Here is a 17,205-nt window from a genome sequence, read left to right as displayed (position 1 = left end):
GGTGGTCATTCCTTTGTTAGCGGCCGAACCGGTTGCGACGGGCGAGCAGTTTCGCCGCGATCGTCAGGATCAGGACGAGGGCGACCAGGGTGAGCGCCGCCGCCCAGGCCCGCGCCGGCGCGTACCGGGAGGCGTCCCCGGCCTGCTGGTAGACGTAGAGCGCCAACGATGACTGGTTGTTCTCGAACGGGTTGAAGTTGATCGCCGCACCGCCGCCCGCCACCAGCAGCACCGGTGCCGTCTCACCGGCGGCCCGGGCGACCGCCAGCATGACGCCGGTGACGATGCCGGGCAGGGCAGTGGGAAGGACGATCCGCAGGATCGTCTTCCACTTCGGGATGCCGAGGGCGTACGACCCCTCGCGCAACGGCGCCGGCACCAGCCGGAGCATCTCCTCGGTGGACCGGACGATGGTGGGCAGCATCAGCACGCTCAGCGCGAGCGAGGCGGCGAAGCCCGAGTAGCCGGGTCGGCCGTCGTTGAAGATCGGGGAGACGATCAGGATCCAGAAGGCCAGTACGAACAGGCCGGCGACGATGGACGGGATACCGGTCATCACGTCGACGAAGAACCGGATCGTGAAGGCGAAGCGCCCCCGGCCGTACTCGACGATGTAGATGGCGCAGAGCACGCCGAGCGGCACGGTGATCAGGGTGGCGACGCCGACCTGCTCCAGGGTGCCGATGATCGCGTGGTAGGCGCCACCGTTCGGGTCCCGGGCCCCGATGTTGTTCATCGAGGTGCCGAAGAAGTTGCCGTCCAGCCGCTCCAGGCCCTTGCTGACCAGGGTCCAGGTGACCGAGACCAGCGGAAGCAGCGCCAGGACGAAGGCGGAGTGGATCAGTGCGCTCCAGGTGCGGTTGCGCGCCTGGCGGCGGCCCTCCACGGCGTTGCTGGCCAGGAAGAGCCCGGCCAGGTAGAAGACCACGGCGAGGGCCACCACCAGGGCGGTGCCGCCGATACCGGTGCCGTACACGAGGGCGGCGGAGACCACGACGGCCGCCACCGCGATGCCGAGGGCGGCCAGCGTCGGCAGCCGGCGGGTCCGCAGTTGCGGACGCTGACCGGGTGCGGCCGCCGGAGGTGCGGTGGTCAGTGTGCTCATGCCGACACCTCGCTTCGCTCGTTGCCGGCCCGGCTACCGAACTGGCTGATTCGCTCGCTACGCGCGCTCATGCGGCAGACTCCGTGAACTCCCGGCGCCGGTAGATGATCGCCCGCGCGGTGATGTTGACGATCAGCGTGATGGAGAAGAGGACCAGGCCGGAGGCGATGAGTGCGCCCCGGCCGACGTCGTTGGCCTCGCCGAACGCGTTCGCGATGTTGGCGGCGACGGTGTTCCCGCCGTTCTCGATGATGTTGAACGAGATGTTGGAGACGATGCCGAGGGTCATCGCCAGGGCGATGGTCTCGCCGAGCGCGCGGCCGAGGCCGAGCATCGTGGCACCGATGACGCCGGGGCGTCCGTACGGCAGGACCGCCGTGCGGATCATCTCCCACTTGGTGGCGCCGAGGGCCAGTGCGGCCTCCTCGTTGGCGGTCGGGGTCTGCCGGAACACCTCGCGGGACAGCGAGGTGATGATCGGCAGCACCATGATCGCCAGCACCAGCGAGCCGAGCAGGATCGACTTACCGAACGGACCGTCGCCACCGAAGATCGGGATCCAGCTGAAGTACTTGTTCAGCCAGACCGACAGGTCCCGGACCGGGCCGTAGAAGAAGTCACGGCCCCAGAGTCCGAACACCACGCTCGGCACCGCGGCCAGCAGGTCGATCAGGAAGCCGAGGGCGGTACCGACCCGGCGGGGAGCGTAGTGGGACAGGTAGAGGGCGATGCCCAGCGCGACCGGTACGGCCAGCAGCAGCGCCAGGATCGAGGTGAGGACGGTGCCGAAGGCCAGTGCGCCGATGCCGAACCTCGGCGACGACTCGTTCGGGAACCAGCCCTCGAAGGTGAAGAAGTTGGCGGTGTTGGCGTTCAACGCCGGAACGGCCTTGGCGATCAGGAAGATCGCGATCGCCACGATGATGACCAGCACCATCGTGCCGGCGGCCACGGTGAAGCCCTGGAAGATGCGCTCCGCGCCGAAGGCACGTCGCCGGGGCAGCGCGCCGCCGCCCCCCAGTCCATCGCCGATGCCGTTGTCGCCGCCCCGGCCTCCGGCTCCGTTCGGAGCGCGGTCCACGGGTGTCACTGGTACGTCGACCGACAGCGCGGCACCGGCGGACCGGGCGTGACTGGTGGTCACGCGCGGTCCGCCGGTGCCGGCGTTGGCCGAGCGGTCTGGGGTGTCGCCCATCTGCTCGCTCGCTCCGATTGACGAAGTTATGAGGATGATCTAGCGGTGGTTCAGGCGAGCGTCTTGACCGTGCTCTCGACCTTGGTACGGACGCTCTCCGGCAGCGGGGCGTAGCCCAGCTCGGTCAGGTCGGCCTGGCCCTCGGTGCTGGCGGCGTAGCTGAGGAAGCCCTTGACCAGCGCCAGCTTGTCGGCGGCGAGGCCCTTGCTGCAGACGATCTCGTAGGTCACCAGGACGATCGGGTACGCCCCGGCCTCCTTGGTGTTGAAGTCGATCGACATCTTCAGGTCGTCGCCCTGGCCGGTGACCTGGGCGCCGGCGATGGTCTTGGCGGCCGACTCGGCGGTCAGCGCGGCGAACTCGCCGGCGCCGTTGCCGATCTTGGCCGTCTTCAGGCCGCCGTTCTCGGCGTACGACATCTCGACGTAGCTGATGCTGCCGTCAGCCTGCTTGACCGCGCTGGCCACGCCGTCCGACTTGGCCGCGCCGGTGCCGCCCGGGGCCTTCCACGCCTTGCCCTTGCCGAAGGTCCAGTCGGCCTCGGCGGTCTTGCCGAGGAAGTCGGTGAAGTTGTCCGTGGTGCCCGACTCGTCGGAGCGGTGCACGGTCTGGATCGTGGTCGACGGGAGGGTGGTGCCCGGGTTGTCGGCCTTGATCTCGGCGGCGTCCCACTTGGTGACCTTGCCCGCGAAGATCTTGGCGAGGGTGGCCGGCTTGAGCTGAAGGTTGTCCAGGCCGCTGACGTTGTAGACGACCGCGACCGGGCCGATCACCATCGGCAGGTGGATCGCCTTGCCACCGACGCACTTCGCGTCGGCCTGCGGCTGCTCTTCTTCCTTGAGCGCCGAGTCCGAGCCGGCGAAGTCGGCGGTGCCGGCGATGAAGGCCTGGATGCCCGCGCCGGAGCCGCTCGGTTCGTAGTTGATGGTCGAGCCAGCACACTTCTGCTGGTATGCCTTACGCCACTCGTCGATCGCGTTCTTCTGCGCCGACGAACCCTGGGCGTTGATCGTGCCCGTAGCGCAGTCGGCCGCTGCGGAGGACCCGGAGGCCGAAGGCTCGGTGGGCTCGTTATTGTCCGAGCCGCACGCGCTGACTGCCAGTGCCGTGGCCAGAGCGAGGCAGGCAATGGTGCCGTGCCGCTGGAGCTTCACCTGAAAGGTTCCCTTCACCTTGTACGAGAGCTGTCCCGGGGCGCCGCCCCGGGGAGCCGGCTGGTGGCCGGTTACTTAGGGAAAAGTTAGGAGCGCCAGGTAGCCGGTTCGCCGGTCGCGAGTGAACGCAGGGTGAACAGGGATAGCCGGCTGGATGGCCGGATCCTGAGGGTGAGATGTCCGTTCCGTGAACCGTGGGACTGGTGCGGCATGAAGTGCTATTAGGACCGGTTCATGACCGCGTACGAAGCGGTGTTTTCGGCACTGCCGCCCCCCGGAACGGTGCCGAGCGGCTACTCGGCGGCTGCCGCCGGCCGGCGGTACTGCACGTGTCGCAGCCAGTTCGCGAAGCCGAGCCGGGTGTAGAGCGCCATCGCCCGCTCGTTCGACTCGTCGACGTACAGCATCACCCGGGTCAGACCCTGGTTCCGCAGGTGGTGCAGGCCGGCGAGGCTGAGCGCCCGACCCAGTCCGAGCCGGTGGGCGGTGGGATCGACGCCCAGCACGTACACCTCACCGATCGCCGAGGACCGCCCGGCCGCGCCGTGCACCTTCGTCCAGTGGAACCCGACGATCCGTCCGGTCGAATCCTCGACGGCGAGCAGGAACCCGTCCCGGTCGAACCAGGGCTCGGCGAGCCGGAGCCGCAGGTCGGCCAGGGTCCACCGGCCCTGCTCGGGATGGTCGGCAAAGGCCCGCTGGTTGACGGCCAGCCACGCCTGGTCGTCCTCGCCGGGCCGGAACGCCCGCACCGACACCCCGTCGGGCAGTCCGGGCTCGGGCAACGGGTCCCGCAGCGACCGGCGCAGTTGCCACAGCACCCGGGCCCGGTCGAACCCCAGGTCGAGGGCGAGCGCGGCGGCGGACGGGTGATCGCTGTGCGCCCAGACCAGCAGGTCACCGGCGTCCGTCGAGGTGCCGCTGTGCGCGGCGGGCCGGGCGTCGCCGGCCGCCGCGTCGACCATCGCCTCGACCAGGGTCCGGCCCCACCCCTGCCGGCGGTGCATCGGATGTACGACGAGTTCGGCGCCGACCTCGCCACCGTCGTTCCGGAACTCCAACTGGGCGTAGCCGACCAGGGCCCCGTCGGCCTGCCGCAGCGTCAGGTGCGTGACCGTACCGGGCTCGGCGTGCCGGAGCCGCAACGTGGCGTCCTCGGACAGCGACTCCGTTCCGTCGGCGGCGCCCGCCACGGTGGCGAGCGCGAGCACGGCATCGACGTCGTCCGGGGATGGTCGTTCGAGTCGCGTCACCCGGTGGTCGGCCGTCTTCGCCCTGGTCACCTCCCAACCGTAGACCCGAGATCGGGACGACCTCCCGCCGGACCACTCAGAACGGGGTCGGGAGCCGCGACGGGGGTACGGCCGACGGCCCGATCGGTGTGCCGGTGCCCTGCGGCCGGGGGACTCCCGGTGCCGCGTCGGTCGAGGGCGTGCCGGTCCCCGGCATCCCGCCCGAGGGCGGCCCGGTGGGCAGCGCGACGAGCCCGAAGCGGCGGCTCAGGTTGACGAGCACCGGGTACAGCGCGTTCATCGTGCCCTGCCGGTTGCCGCCGGCGTCGTGCAGCAGCACGATCGCCCCGGGGAAGGCGTTGCCGGTCACCGTCGCGACGATGTTTCCGGCGCCGGGCCGGGTCCAGTCCCGGGGATCCACCGTCCAGTGCAGCGAGGTCATGCCCAGGCTCCGGGCCGCCGCGACCACCGACGGGGTCCAGTTGCCACCGGGCTGGCGGAAGTAGGCGATCCGGGCACCGGGAACGGCCGCCCGGATCGCCTCGTTGGTCCGGGTGAGGTCGGTCAGGATGGCGGCGGTGGAGCGGCCGCCGAGTCCGACGTCATGCGCCCAGGAGTGGTTGCACAGGGTGTGTCCCTCGGCGACGATGGCCCGGACCAACTGCGGGTACGCCCGCGCGTTGCCGCCGACCAGGCAGAAGGTGGCCTTGACCCGGTACTCGCGCAGCAGGGCCAGGGCCTGTGGCGTGTAGCGGGGGTCCGGTCCGTCGTCGAAGGTGAGTGCCACGTACCGGGAGCCGGTGGTCACCCGGGCGCCGAATGGCCCGCCCTGTTCCGCCGGTAGCTGGGGCGGCCCGTACTCCGGGGCCAGATCCTCGTTGCCGTGCCCGGGGGAGGCGGTGGCCGGTCCCGGGGCGCCGGGCGGGGCTGTCGGTGACGCGGTCGTGGACCCGGCATCGGGCGGGGTGTGGGAGCCGGGATCGGAGGGGTTCGCCGAACGGCTCTCGACCGCGCCCAGGGGGCCACCGGGGCGGCCCAGAGTGTGGCCGAGGAGGTAGGCGCCGCCCAGGATCGCGGTCGTGACCACCGTCGCGACCACGAGCATGTTGGTCCTCGACGGGGTGGCCATCAGCGGACCGTTCCGGTGCGGGGCGTACGCCGGCCGTCCACGTCCGCCACGAGACTCGCTGCTGCCACGTCTGCCCCTTCCGGATGTTCCCGGTCAAGGCTACGTACCAATTGCCCGAATAGAGACGGTTTCTCCTTTTGTTGCGAAACCCGTTCATGCCGGACGACACGAGGGCCGCCCCGGCAGTGGTTGCGGGGTGGCCCTCATGGATGTCGTCGCCTCAGACGGGCAGCGGCACGCCTTCCGTCTCCGGCAGCGGCCGGGAGGGCGGGGTGACGAACTTGTAGCCCACCTGCCGGACGGTGCCGATCATCGACTCGTACTCCGAGCCGAGCTTCGCCCGCAGTCGCCGTACGTGCACGTCGACGGTGCGGGTGCCGCCGAAGTAGTCGTAGCCCCAGACCTCCCGCAGCAACTGGTCCCGGGTGAAGACCCGACCCGGATGCTGGGCGAGGAACTTGAGCAGCTCGAACTCCTTGTACGTCAGGTCGAGCGGCCGACCCTTCAACTTGGCGGCGTAGGTGTCCGGGTCGATGGTCAGCTCGCCGGCCCGGATCAGACCGCCGGCCGCCGCGGTCGCGTTGGTGAGTCGGCCGACGGCGAGCCGCAGCCGGGCCTCGACCTCGGCCGGACCGGCACTGGCCAGGATGACGTCGTCGACGCCCCAGTCCGCGTTCAGCGCGATCAGACCGGCCTCGGTCACCACCGCCACCAGCGGTACGCCGAGTCCGGTGGCGTGCAACATCCGGCAGGTTGCCCGGGCCTCGCTCAGTTCCGAGCGGGCATCGACCAGTACGGCGTCCGGGCTGGGCCCGGACACGAGGGTGCGGACATCACGTGGCGCGGTACGCACCGAGTGGGGCAGCAGATCGAGGGCAGGCAGCACAACGGACGGTTCGCCTGCACGCGCGGTCACCAGCAGCAGGATCTCCACACATCACCTCCGTCCCGGCGGCTCCGAACGGGCCGCGCGGTGGCCAGCGGCGCTCGGCGGTGGCCGGGGGTACCGCTGAAGACTGGGGTCGTCCCGGCTTCACTGACGGGTAGGTAAGGCCAGAGTTTATCTGAACTTCCGGCTGACGCTCTCACACGTTTGTCTGATCACTTGTGGGATCGGTCATTACGTACAAGTTTCCAAGTCGGGGAAACCGGGATCGGCGCGTCACCCGCTCGGTCTGGCACGATCGAGGCGTGTACCCCTCGACGCCACCGGAGACAGGTCGTGATTCCTGGCCGGACAACCGTCCCGGCCAGGGCGGCCCGCATCGTGCCCCCGACCCTCGTGGCCGCCCCGCCGGTCCCGATCCCCGGGGCGGCCCCTTCGACGGTCCCCGGCCGTCCGAGAGTCCCCGACCGTTCGACGCACCGCGAACCGTCGGTGACCATCGGCCGTCCGACGCCTCCCGGGCGGAAGCCGCGGCACGCGCCGAATCCGCCGCCGAGCTGGAGGACCAGGACGACGAGGAGGAGTTGCCGCCGGTACCGATCCGTCGACTGCTGTCGGTGGCGATCGCGGGATTCGCCGGGCTGGTCGGAGTCGGCCTGATTTTCGGGGCGCAGACCGCCGGCCCGGGTGCCCGGCTGCCATTCGCCATGGTCGTCTTCGGCGTGCAGCTACTGTTCATCCTCGCCTGGACCATGGCCACCCGCCCGCCCGCGCTGCTGCTGGTGGCGGGGGTGTCGGTCGCGGCGGCGGCCGCCGCCGACATGGCCGCCGTACTGCCGAAGATCGCCGCGCTCGGCCCGCTGGGGTACGTGGCCGCGGGTGCCCTGCTGGTCGGGGTGGTCGGGCAGCTCGTCCGGCGGGCCGACCGGGCCCGGGTCACCGAGTCGCTCGGCGCCACCCTGTTCATCGTGATCGGCGTCGTCTCGTTCGCGACCCTCATCGTGCTCAGCCGGATTCCGGTGGGTACCCAGGCGATCATCGTCTGCCTCGCCGCGACCGCGGTCGCGCTGACCGTCGCGCGGCTGACCGACGCGCTGCTCCCGTGGCCGAGACTGGCCCCGCAGGTGCCGCGCGGGGCGGCCGGCGTGGTGCTCGGTGCGATGCTCGGCACCCTCGCCGCCGCCATCCTCGGCAGCTACCTGGTACCGATGACGCCGACCCGTGGCGCGGTGGTCGGGCTGGTCGCGGCGGCCGCCGCGGTGCTGGCCGACCTCGCGGTCGGCTACTCGGAGGCGGGCCGGCAGATGGCCGGCGAGCCGCCGACGATGTGGGTCGCCCGGCACATGCAGGGCCCGCTCGGCGGCTTCGCCCTGGCCGCACCGGCGGCGTACGCGATGAGCGTCTTCTTCCTGTAAGGAAGGGCCCCTTCTTATCGCTTTTTGTATAGGAAGGGCCCCTTCTTAACACCGCGTGGGGGCCACGATTGGAGATGTGGCGCGTCGGGTAGATAGTGGTGCCGGTGACGGCGATCGGCCGGCGTACCCGATTTCGGAAAGAGGCGGCGGCGTGGCAGACAGCTATCCGGCAGACGGCGGGACGTACGGCGAGAAGCCCCGTCGGCGCAGGGGCCGTCGGGCGCTCATCATCCTGATCATCCTGCTGCTCGTGCTCGGTGGCCTGCTCGTGGTCGCCGACCGGGTCTCCGCCGGAATCGCCGAGCGGGTCGTGGCCGACCAGGTCGACCAACAGCTCACCAAGCAGAACGTCCAGGCGTCCGCCCCCGAGGTGACCGTGGGCGGCTTCCCGTTCCTGACCCAGGTACTGGGGGGCCGGTACGACTCGATCAACGTCGTGCTCCGGGATCTGCAGGGTCCGGTCCAGGGCACCACCACCGCGGTACGGGTGCCGGAGCTGACGGCCGACGCCCGGAACGTCACCGCGTCGCTCGACACGCTGCGCACCGGTCAGGGCGAGGTCACCGCCGAGACGGTGCAGGGCACGGCGACGGTCGCGTACGACAGCGTGGTCGCGCTGATCGACCGGCCCGGAGTGGAGCTGCGGGAACAGGACGGCAAGCTGGCCGTCACCGCGCCCGTACGGGTGCCGATCCTGGAGCAGGACCTGACCGTCCGGGGTACCGCCAAGCTGACCGTGCAGGGCACGAACATCGTCATCAACTTCGACCGGCTGACCGCCGACGACCTGCCGGACAACCCGGCGATCCAGTCCTTCATCTCCGCGTTCGCCCAGCAGCTCTCCGTCCGGGTGCCATTGCCGGCCCTGCCGTTCGAGTTGGAACTTCAGGAGGTACGGCCGATGCCGAATGGACTGGCTGTCACGGGCAGCGCCCGCAACGTGTCTCTCAGTGAGGTCAGCTGATCCGGGCCGGGGATGGGCCAGGGATGGGCAGGGGATGGGCGAGGGACGAGCGAGGGTGGGCGAGGGAAGGACGGGGGCGGGTGTGATCCCGGATCGTGGTCGGACCTGGGTGACGGCTTCGTGCCACTGGTAGGCTCCGGTTCCATGGGGACGCTCCTCACCAAACGGCGCGCGGTCGACCTGTGCCGCGTGGCCACCTGCCTGTGTCGCCCCGTCATCTGACGGCGGGGCTGTCTCTGCGTACCCTCTGAGTCCCTTCCACGCCCGGCAGCGGCGCCGTCGCACGTACCCGTGATCCGTCCAATCAATGGGTCCCGCGCGTGACTTGCGACCACAACATCAGTCGACCCACACGCGCAGGCTCACCACAATCCTCACCAAGGAGTGATCTGATGAGTCGCGACACCGCACTCGTCTCGGCCGACTGGGTCGAGAAGAACCTCGACGCCTCCGGCGTGGTCTTCGTCGAGGTCGACGAGGACACCACCGCGTACGACGGTGGGCACATCGCCGGTGCGATCAAGCTGGACTGGAAGACCGACCTGCAGGACCCGGTGCGCCGCGACTTCGTGAACAAGTCGCAGTTCGAGGCGCTGCTCTCCGCACGGGGCATCGGCAACGACGACACCGTCATCCTCTACGGCGGCAACAACAACTGGTTCGCCGCCTACGCGTACTGGTACTTCAAGCTCTACGGGCACGGCGACGTCAAGCTCCTCGACGGTGGCCGCAAGAAGTGGGAGCTCGAGGGTCGTCCGCTGGTCACCGACGCCGTGTCCCGCCCGGCGACGCAGTACGTCGCGCAGGAGCCGGACCTCACCATCCGGGCGTTCCGCGACGAGGCGGTCGCAGCGATCGGCAGCAAGAACCTGGTCGACGTGCGTTCCCCCGACGAGTACGCCGGCCGGCTGCTCGCCCCGGCCCACCTGCCGCAGGAGCAGGCGCAGCGCGCCGGGCACATCCCGACCGCGATCAGCGTGCCGTGGTCGAAGGCCGCCAACGAGGACGGCACCTTCAAGTCCGACGACGACCTTCGCAAGATCTACGCGGAGGCGGGGCTGGACGACGGCAAGGAGACCATCGCGTACTGCCGGATCGGCGAGCGCTCCTCGCACACCTGGTTCGTCCTCAAGGAGCTGCTGGGTCACCAGAACGTGAAGAACTACGACGGTTCCTGGACCGAGTACGGCTCGCTCGTCGGTGTGCCGGTGGCGCTCGGCGATGAGCCGGGGGAGGCGTGAGCACCATGACCGTTCCCGTCACGGCCGGTTGCGCGGCCCCGGACCAGGCGGCTCCGCTGCCCGCGGGTCTGGACCTGGAGAAGGAAACCGTCATCACCGGAGTGGTCAGCTCCGAGAACGGCGAGGCCGTTCCGGGGGCGTACGTCCGGCTGCTCGACTCCACGGGTGAGTTCACCGCCGAGGTGGTCACCTCGCCGGCAGGCCAGTTCCGGTTCTTCGCCGCACCGGGGAGTTGGACGCTGCGGGCGTTGTCCCGGCACGGCAACGGCGACACCGCGATCACCGCCGGCCGGGGCATCAACGAGGTTGCCGTCACCGTCGGCTGACCCGTACCGCGACTGGTTCGACACCAGGATCCCGCCGATCTTGTACTCCGATCGGCGGGATCCTTGGTGTTCAGGGCCTTGCCGCTGGTCAGATCCGGTCCACCAGCATGTCGGTCGACACCCGCCACAACCGGGCGGCCGCCTCCGGGTCGAGCGCGTACTCGGCCACGCCCGACCGTTCCGCGGCGCCCCGGACAGCCTCGTTGCAGTCCTCGAAGTACCGCCCGCCGACTCCGTCGAGCGCCGGCCAGGTCGCGAGCAGTACGGAGGTGGCGGCGCCCTGTTCCGGGGTCTTGAACTCTTCACCGGTGGACGTCGCGGCCTCGAGCTCCTCCTTGCTCATGTACCGGGTCAGGTTCGACGCGACGATCGCGCCGGGGTGCACCGCGTTGACGGTGATTCCCGATGCGGCCCAGCGCTTGTCGGCCTCGACCGCGAACAGGATGTTGGCCGTCTTGGACTGCCCGTACGCCACCCAGGGGTCGTATTCGCGTCGCTCGAAGTTGATGTCGTCGAAGTCGACCCCGGCGCGTAGGTGTCCGCGCGAGCTGACGGACACGACGCGGGATCGGCCGGCTGCCGCAAGCGCGTCGTGCAGGCCGGTGGCCAGGGCGAAGTGCCCGAGGTGATTGGTGCCGAACTGGATCTCCCAGCCCTGCGGGGTCCGGGTGAGCGGCGGGGCCATGATCCCGGCGTTGTTGATCAGAATGTGCAGCGGACCGGTCCAGCCGGCGACGAACGCCGCGATCGACGCCGGGTCGGCGAGGTCGAGCGGGGCGACCCGGAGCCGGCTGTTGCCGGTGCTCGCGGTGATCTCCGCGGCGACCCGCTCGCCGGCCGCGACGTCGCGGACAGCCAGGGTCACCTCGGCGTTGGCGCTGGCGAGCGCACGGGCCGTCTCGACGCCGATCCCGGAGGCGGCGCCGGTGACGATCGCCCGGCGACCGTCGAGGTCGATTCCGGCGATGACGTCGGCGGCGGTCGACTGCGCGCCGAACGGTGTGGTGATGCGGCTGTCGTTCATGGTCTGCCTTTCTTCTGCTCTCTGACGAGATGCCGAGTTCCGGCATTCCCGTTCGGCAGGGAGGTATCCGAACCGGAGCCTCCTCCGTTACTCGCCCAACGTAACCGGAGGTAGCTCCGGTTGGCCACCCGGGGCAGCGTGAGGTGGGACGCGCGACGCACCGCTCATCCCGGGAATGTGGGCCGGCTCACTCGGGTACCCGGACCTGCCAACCCGTCCGGTCGAGCCGGGCCGTCACCGGCTGCCCGGGATGCCTGGCGGCGAGTTCGCGTACCCGTCCGGTGGGGTCGGGGAGGTCGTCCGGTGGGATCGGTTGTTGCGGAACGCCGATCGGATGATCCGGCACGGTGGGCAGGCTGCGGTGCAGATCGGAACCGAGATACCGCAGGCAGTACGCGACCGCCTCGGGCAGGCTCCGGTGCCAGGGCGTACCGGCGCCGTCGGGCGGGGACTGCGTGCCGACGGCATCCACCTGCCAGTGGAGCCCCTGGACGAGCCGGAGGTCGCCCGCGTTGTGCCGATGGTCGGTGACGACGACCCGCAGGACGAGACCGAGCCCGTGGACGACCCGGGCCAGCCGGGTCAGCGGCGGCGCATCCCAGCCGGCGGTGGAGACGAGTAGTCGACCGCCCGGTCGGCCCCGACTGACCGTCGTGAGATGGCTCACCGCCGGGTCGTCGCCCGGACGGACCACCGTGACGATGCCGTCCAGGAGATCGTGGTCGACGGCACGATCAGAGTCGAGGTCGACCAGCTCGTCGGGACGTACCCCGAAAATGGTGGCCCAGGGGCGGAGCCGGTAGCGGTCGGCGAGCTGGACCACCGGCTGGCCGGCGGGCTCCGTGCCGACCAGCATCGCCGGTGCGGCCGAGTCGTCGGCCCGCCAATTCAGGTGTACGACCCGACCGGCCAGATCTGTGACGGTGAGCACCGCGCCCTGGCAGGTGCGCCCGTTGCCGGCGCAGGCGTGGCAGGGCAGCAGCCACTCTCGGGTGCCGGTGCCGTGGCAGTCGCCGCACGGCGTCTGCGGAATCGGGTCGCCGAGCCAACTCGGTGCCGGAGGTTCCCAGGTGCGGGCCAGGATGACGGTGTGCTGGCGGGCGACCTGCCCGGTCTCCAGTTCGGCGAGGGTAGTGGTGGTGTCGGCGGTGTACAGGCTGGTGTGCCGCCACCGGCCGTCGCGCCAGATCGCCTGGGCACCTGGCGCGTCCGCGCAGTCCCGCAGGATCCGGCGTTCGAGCTGGTCGACGTCGACCGGCTCGACCGGCTCGCCCGGCAGGGGGTGCGAATCGGGCAACTGTGGGTCCAGGTAGTGGGCCGGGGCGGTCAGGCAGCGCTCGGCGAGGCCGTAGCAGGCGTCGTCGACGCTGGTCCGTTCGACCGCGGTGGGCAGGTCCGAGTGGACGCCGTGCGGACGCTGCGGCACCCCCGCGCCGAAGGTCTCGAAACGGATGTCCCAGCTCGGCGTGCCGTACCCGGTGGATCTGGCCTCGACGACCAGGTCCAGGCAGAGGCGGTCCGCCAGCCGGCGCAGCCGGTCGAGGTGTCCGGCCAGGTCGGGCCGGTCGGGCGCGGCGGTGCGGCCGAGGAAGACCAGCCACGGCGCGTACGACCGGTTGGCGAGCGCTCGGGCCTCGAGGTCGTGCCGGTCGACGGCGACCAGGTCGGGCCGCCAGCGGCGGTTGAGCAGCACACTGAGCTGGCCGTCCGGCTCTGGCGGCCGGTCCAGGGTGAACACCTCGCGCAGGGTGGCCGGTGCCACGCCGGCCCGGCCGGCCAGCTCCGCCAGCAGCGGGCCGAGCGCGATCCGCCAGCCGTCGGGTCCGAGGGTCGGCTCGACCGATCCGGGTACGACACTCGCCGAGGCGACCGCCCCGGTGTCCAGGTTGGCGACGGTGAGGACGAGCTGGGAGCGGCAACGGCCATGGCCGGAGCACTCCAGACACGGCCGGGCAACCGTGCCGTCCCCGGCACACAGCTCGCAGTCCGGCCAGGGACGCCCGTCGTCGTCCGGCCCGCCGACCTGCTGCTCCACCAGGAAGTCGCCGTCGCCGTCCCGGCATCGGCACCGGTCCAGAGTGAACGTCGTACCGGCACAGCGGACACAGGCGACGGTCGGGACGGCGTCATCACTCTTCATCGGGACTGACGTGATCTTCATCGGGATTGATGCGATGGCAGGCGCCGATGTGGCCGGCCTTCAACGGGCAGCGACGACCGCCGTCCAGTAACCGGTCGCAGAACACCCGGTGCCGCACCGCCTGCTCGTCTTCGACGGAGACCGCCGTCTCGCCGGGGAGCAGCTCCGGCAGGAAGTGCAGGGACCGGGCGAGCGTACGAGCCAGCGGTTGCGCAGCCGGGAGATCGGTGCTGGTCACAGTGAGGTGGACGACGTACCGCTGCCGGGGTTCGTCGGTCGATTCCTCGATGTCGTCGGCCGGCGCGCGGACCGTGGTTTCTCTGGTCATAACTGGGCCGCCCGGTGCCGGGACTGCCAGTCGCGCAGCGCGCGTTTGATCCGGCTGTTCTCGGTACGGGTCCGGGACAGCTCGGCCCGGACCTCGGCCAGCTCGTCGGCGACCTGGTAGAGGAAGCTTCGTACCTCGTTCGGGTCGAGGCCCCGGCGGGCGCCGGAGAATTGGTGGGTGCGGATCTGGCCCACCGTCAGCGGTGGGCGGGCCGCCGCCGCGTGGTAGATGCCGGTGGCCGGCGGCCAGATCGTGGTCAGCCGCGATGGGGCTGGCTGAGGGCGAAATCGGAACAGCTTGCGCAGCATGAGCACCTTCCCGATGGATGGGTTGGAAGGGTGGCCCGGGTCGTGGACGGGGGCGTACGCGAGCCGGGCCGCCCGCCCTGCGACCGCGACCTCAATCGGCGGTACGACCGCAGGGCCGCCTGCGAGGGGGCCGGGGCGGGTGATCCCCTTTCGTGCCGCTACCCGCCCCGACCAGGGGGTGAGCGCTCCTTGCTGCCACGCGAGGAGTGCTCTCTTGCCAACTTAGGCATTGAAGCCATTGAAGACAAGAGACACGGCTTCCTCTTGTCAAAAATCCTCGGGCCGTGATCAGATTGGAGGTGCCACGCGAGGAGTGCTATGCCAGCGACCCCGGATTACATCCGGATCTCCGACGAGATCGCCACCGACGCCAGATCCGGAAAGTTGAAGCCAGGCGACAAGCTGCCGTCGATCGCCGAGCTGTGCGCGCAGTACAAGGTCAGTTCGTCCACAATCCAGCTGGTCTTCGTTCGGCTTGAGGCCATCGAGGCGATCAACCGACGCCAAGGCAAGGGCGTCTTCGTGACCGATCCGAAGACCTGGCTACGGAAGCCCTGACCCTGGCACCTGTCGAGCTGTCCCGTTTCCGCGCCAAACCGAGCGGTGACCGGAACACTGGTGCTGATATCGAGGCTGTTCAACGGCGTTGGCGTTCAGCCGTTGGGGATCGTCCGAGGGCTGCGTGAGAGGCGCGGTTTCCGATAGTGTTCGTCCGGTCACGTTCCTGGATAGATCGACGGTCGGTGTGCTCGTCACGCGAGTTCCCGCTCGCCTGGCGCTCGCCCGGGTGTGGGGAGGACGGTATGACCACAGTCGAGGAGTTGAAGGCATCCGTCAGAGACGCCAATCGGATTGCCGAAGAGGGAAACGCGACCTTGCGGAGCGCAGCGTCCGACGCCGCCCAGGCCAGCGGACTGGCCGCTCAGGTGCTGCACGACAGCCAGCATCCAGAAGTGACCGATGCTCTCGCAGCACTCGCGGATGTCGAGCGCGAGACTGAGTTGACCGCCCGCCGGTTCGCTGCGGCGGTGGGACATGCAAACGCCTACCTAGCCCGACTCGGCTGATGGTCAGCATCGGCGCCGTGGTTGCCCAACTGGTCACCGTGGACAGCAAACTCGCCGCCGCTGTTGTCACTGCTAGCCGAGCACAGGCTGATGCCGACCAGGCATTCGCCAGGTATGAAGAAGCCGCCCAGGGCAGCGACCACCCAGAGATCCGACAGGCAATTGCCGACATCCGTACTGCCAGTGAGAAGGCGGCCAAGGTGGCTCGGTTGCTCAACAAGACGCGTAAGCATGTGACGAATTACATCAACGCCATCGCGCCCGGCGCCGCTCCTGCCGAGCCGCTCCTGCCAGGGTCCATGCCAGAAGGCCAGCGTCTTGTCAGTGAAACGGAGCGTCGTGGCCGAAAGGGTGAGGCTTTCCTGCGGCAGGAAGTCAAGAAGGCGGCCGACCATGAAGACGGGCTCAAGCAGGGCGAACAGATAGTAACGGCGGGATCCAAGGGCCTTCTCAAGATGATTAAGGACGAACGGGGTCCGACTCAGACCACGACGGTGACGCCGAAGAGTCCCAGCCAACCTGCCGAACGCCCGCAGGTAGATCATCCCATCACGGCGATCCTGATGTCGATTGGCGCAGGCATCGTAGGCGTCAAGGGGACACTGAACATGATTAGAAACAGGCGAAAGAGGAAGCTAGATGGAAATCAAGCCAGCCATGGTTGAGTACATTCGAACGATGGTGCAGGGCGACTACGAGGCGAACGATCGCATCGAGGCCGAGTTGGACGCAGATGGGTGGGACGATTTTCCCAAGCTGCTTGGCGCGGTGTTCTTTTTGGCTGTCGACCGCCGCTTCGATGAAGATGCGAGTGCGGCCGACATCGTAAGGTTCGTAGCTGAGATGCGAGGGGCTGCTCCGGTTGATCCGGCGGTCATTGATGCGAACGCTGCCGAGGCGTTGATCGGATCAGCACTTGACCCGTCCTCTGATCACGGCGTCGAGTCCGAGATGGTGGGCCGTATCCAAACCCTGACCATCATGCACGTGTTGGGCGCGGAGGATGTAGCTGAGCGCGACCTCAATGCCTTGCTTGACGAAGCTGTTCAGCTTGTGGCGCGTTTGTAGAGCCATGCGGGCCGAACCGGACTATTTCCGGATCTCGAAGGCCATCGTCGCTCAACTCGCGGTACTGCACTTCTGGGTGCACAAGCCCGCCTCGATGCCGTGGACGCAGGCCGGAGCCGCAGGATCAAGCGTCGAGGCAGTAACGGCATGAGCATGGCGCCTCGGGCTGCGCAATGGCTGTTCCTTACAGCTACGACCTGTACGTTCGTGGGTCAGGTTCTATCCTTGGTTTGATCGCCCGGCGAGCGTCGTTGTGGCGTGCGTATCGGGCGTTCTCGCGCTGTGGCTCGTCGTCGCGCTGTTGCAGGGACGGCGGCATCGTTCCGGTCGGTAGGCCAGATTCCCGAAGGACCAGGCCATCGCCGCCCGCGCCACGCTGATCTCGCCGGCCAGCACCCGCTGGGTGGTGGCCAGGTCAAGGCCGAGTTCACGCAGCGTGCGAATGAAATCCAGGCGAGCGACGGCGGTCAGGTCGTAGCGTCGGTGGTTGGCGGAACTGCGGTCGGTGGGCGGCAGAACGCCGACGTCGGAGTAGTACCGGATCGTGCGCACCGGCAAGCCGGTGCGCCGAGCAAGGTCCCCGATCGAGTACAGCGTCCGCTCATCCACACCGGTCACCCTTC

20 protein-coding genes are annotated in these 17,205 nt (G+C 69.4%); 9 read left to right on the top strand and 11 right to left on the bottom strand.

Features of this window, described 5'->3' with window-relative positions; translation table 11 throughout:
* Positions 1-16: 16 nt before the first annotated feature.
* The 6 genes from pstA to ACFP2T_RS03665 form a co-directional block, all read right to left on the bottom strand.
* Positions 17-1,105 (bottom strand): phosphate ABC transporter permease PstA, encoded by a 1,089-nt coding sequence (pstA, locus tag ACFP2T_RS03690; RefSeq protein WP_377417225.1) that lies wholly within the window; start codon positions 1,103-1,105, stop codon positions 17-19.
* A 67-nt stretch (positions 1,106-1,172) separates the two neighbouring features.
* A complete protein-coding gene (pstC, locus tag ACFP2T_RS03685; RefSeq protein WP_377417223.1) occupies positions 1,173-2,300 on the bottom strand; it encodes a phosphate ABC transporter permease subunit PstC in 1,128 nt (375 codons plus the stop codon).
* A 50-nt stretch (positions 2,301-2,350) separates the two neighbouring features.
* Entirely contained in the window at positions 2,351-3,454 is a 1,104-nt protein-coding gene (gene pstS, locus ACFP2T_RS03680; protein ID WP_377417221.1) for a phosphate ABC transporter substrate-binding protein PstS, read from the bottom strand.
* A gap of 293 nt (positions 3,455-3,747) precedes the next feature.
* Positions 3,748-4,737: a mycothiol synthase gene (mshD, locus tag ACFP2T_RS03675; RefSeq protein ID WP_377417219.1), complete on the bottom strand. Its 990-nt coding sequence runs from the start codon at positions 4,735-4,737 to the stop codon at positions 3,748-3,750.
* Positions 4,738-4,783: 46 nt separating this feature from the next.
* Positions 4,784-5,815 (bottom strand): polysaccharide deacetylase family protein, encoded by a 1,032-nt coding sequence (locus ACFP2T_RS03670; protein WP_377417217.1) that lies wholly within the window; start codon positions 5,813-5,815, stop codon positions 4,784-4,786.
* A gap of 220 nt (positions 5,816-6,035) precedes the next feature.
* Positions 6,036-6,749, bottom strand: coding sequence for a winged helix-turn-helix transcriptional regulator (locus ACFP2T_RS03665; RefSeq protein WP_377417215.1), 714 nt, complete (start codon positions 6,747-6,749; stop codon positions 6,036-6,038).
* Positions 6,750-7,006: 257 nt separating this feature from the next.
* On the opposite strand from ACFP2T_RS03665, the gene ACFP2T_RS03660 reads away from it, so the two are divergent.
* The 5 genes from ACFP2T_RS03660 to ACFP2T_RS03640 all read left to right on the top strand — a co-directional run bounded on the left by ACFP2T_RS03660 (position 7,007) and on the right by ACFP2T_RS03640 (position 10,647).
* Positions 7,007-8,116, top strand: a complete 1,110-nt coding sequence (locus ACFP2T_RS03660; RefSeq protein WP_377417213.1) for a hypothetical protein — start codon at positions 7,007-7,009, stop codon at positions 8,114-8,116.
* Positions 8,117-8,267: 151 nt separating this feature from the next.
* Entirely contained in the window at positions 8,268-9,080 is an 813-nt protein-coding gene (locus tag ACFP2T_RS03655; RefSeq protein ID WP_377417211.1) for an LmeA family phospholipid-binding protein, read from the top strand.
* A 12-nt stretch (positions 9,081-9,092) separates the two neighbouring features.
* A complete protein-coding gene (locus ACFP2T_RS03650; protein ID WP_377417209.1) occupies positions 9,093-9,302 on the top strand; it encodes an Ms5788A family Cys-rich leader peptide in 210 nt (69 codons plus the stop codon).
* A gap of 170 nt (positions 9,303-9,472) precedes the next feature.
* Entirely contained in the window at positions 9,473-10,321 is an 849-nt protein-coding gene (locus ACFP2T_RS03645) for a sulfurtransferase (RefSeq protein ID WP_377417207.1), read from the top strand.
* Positions 10,322-10,326: 5 nt separating this feature from the next.
* On the top strand, positions 10,327-10,647 hold the full coding sequence (locus tag ACFP2T_RS03640) for a DUF1416 domain-containing protein (RefSeq protein ID WP_377417204.1): 321 nt from the start codon (positions 10,327-10,329) through the stop codon (positions 10,645-10,647).
* Between the two features lie 88 nt (positions 10,648-10,735).
* Here ACFP2T_RS03640 and ACFP2T_RS03635 read toward each other — a convergent pair whose 3' ends face one another.
* The 4 genes from ACFP2T_RS03635 to ACFP2T_RS03620 form a co-directional block, all read right to left on the bottom strand.
* A complete protein-coding gene (locus tag ACFP2T_RS03635) occupies positions 10,736-11,671 on the bottom strand; it encodes an SDR family NAD(P)-dependent oxidoreductase (protein WP_377417201.1) in 936 nt (311 codons plus the stop codon).
* Positions 11,672-11,858: 187 nt separating this feature from the next.
* The gene (locus ACFP2T_RS03630) at positions 11,859-13,811 is read right to left on the bottom strand and encodes a hypothetical protein (protein ID WP_377417198.1); all 1,953 of its coding nucleotides are present in this window, start codon (positions 13,809-13,811) and stop codon (positions 11,859-11,861) included.
* Positions 13,801-14,139: a hypothetical protein gene (locus tag ACFP2T_RS03625; protein ID WP_377417195.1), complete on the bottom strand. Its 339-nt coding sequence runs from the start codon at positions 14,137-14,139 to the stop codon at positions 13,801-13,803. The genes ACFP2T_RS03630 and ACFP2T_RS03625 overlap by 11 nt, the downstream gene beginning before the upstream one ends.
* The gene (locus tag ACFP2T_RS03620; protein WP_377417192.1) at positions 14,136-14,447 is read right to left on the bottom strand and encodes a DivIVA domain-containing protein; all 312 of its coding nucleotides are present in this window, start codon (positions 14,445-14,447) and stop codon (positions 14,136-14,138) included. Before ACFP2T_RS03620 ends, ACFP2T_RS03625 begins: the two co-directional genes overlap by 4 nt.
* A 318-nt stretch (positions 14,448-14,765) precedes the next feature.
* On the opposite strand from ACFP2T_RS03620, the gene ACFP2T_RS03615 reads away from it, so the two are divergent.
* The 4 genes from ACFP2T_RS03615 to ACFP2T_RS03600 all read left to right on the top strand — a co-directional run bounded on the left by ACFP2T_RS03615 (position 14,766) and on the right by ACFP2T_RS03600 (position 16,582).
* Positions 14,766-15,005 (top strand): winged helix-turn-helix domain-containing protein, encoded by a 240-nt coding sequence (locus tag ACFP2T_RS03615; RefSeq protein ID WP_377417189.1) that lies wholly within the window; start codon positions 14,766-14,768, stop codon positions 15,003-15,005.
* Positions 15,006-15,250: 245 nt separating this feature from the next.
* Positions 15,251-15,514, top strand: a complete 264-nt coding sequence (locus tag ACFP2T_RS03610) for a hypothetical protein (protein WP_377417186.1) — start codon at positions 15,251-15,253, stop codon at positions 15,512-15,514.
* Positions 15,514-16,179: a hypothetical protein gene (locus ACFP2T_RS03605; protein WP_377417184.1), complete on the top strand. Its 666-nt coding sequence runs from the start codon at positions 15,514-15,516 to the stop codon at positions 16,177-16,179. The genes ACFP2T_RS03610 and ACFP2T_RS03605 overlap by 1 nt, the downstream gene beginning before the upstream one ends.
* Positions 16,154-16,582, top strand: coding sequence for a hypothetical protein (locus ACFP2T_RS03600; protein WP_377417181.1), 429 nt, complete (start codon positions 16,154-16,156; stop codon positions 16,580-16,582). Before ACFP2T_RS03605 ends, ACFP2T_RS03600 begins: the two co-directional genes overlap by 26 nt.
* A 219-nt stretch (positions 16,583-16,801) precedes the next feature.
* Here the strand turns inward: ACFP2T_RS03600 and ACFP2T_RS03595 are convergent, their stop codons facing one another.
* On the bottom strand, positions 16,802-17,200 hold the full coding sequence (locus ACFP2T_RS03595; protein WP_377417178.1) for a helix-turn-helix domain-containing protein: 399 nt from the start codon (positions 17,198-17,200) through the stop codon (positions 16,802-16,804).
* Between the last annotated feature and the right edge of the window lie 5 nt (positions 17,201-17,205).

The sequence above is a fragment of the Plantactinospora solaniradicis genome (assembly GCF_042658085.1).
Classification (GTDB): domain Bacteria; phylum Actinomycetota; class Actinomycetes; order Mycobacteriales; family Micromonosporaceae; genus Plantactinospora; species Plantactinospora solaniradicis.
Note: the sequence above shows the minus strand (reverse complement) of the source record. Positions and strands in the feature narration are given on the sequence as shown.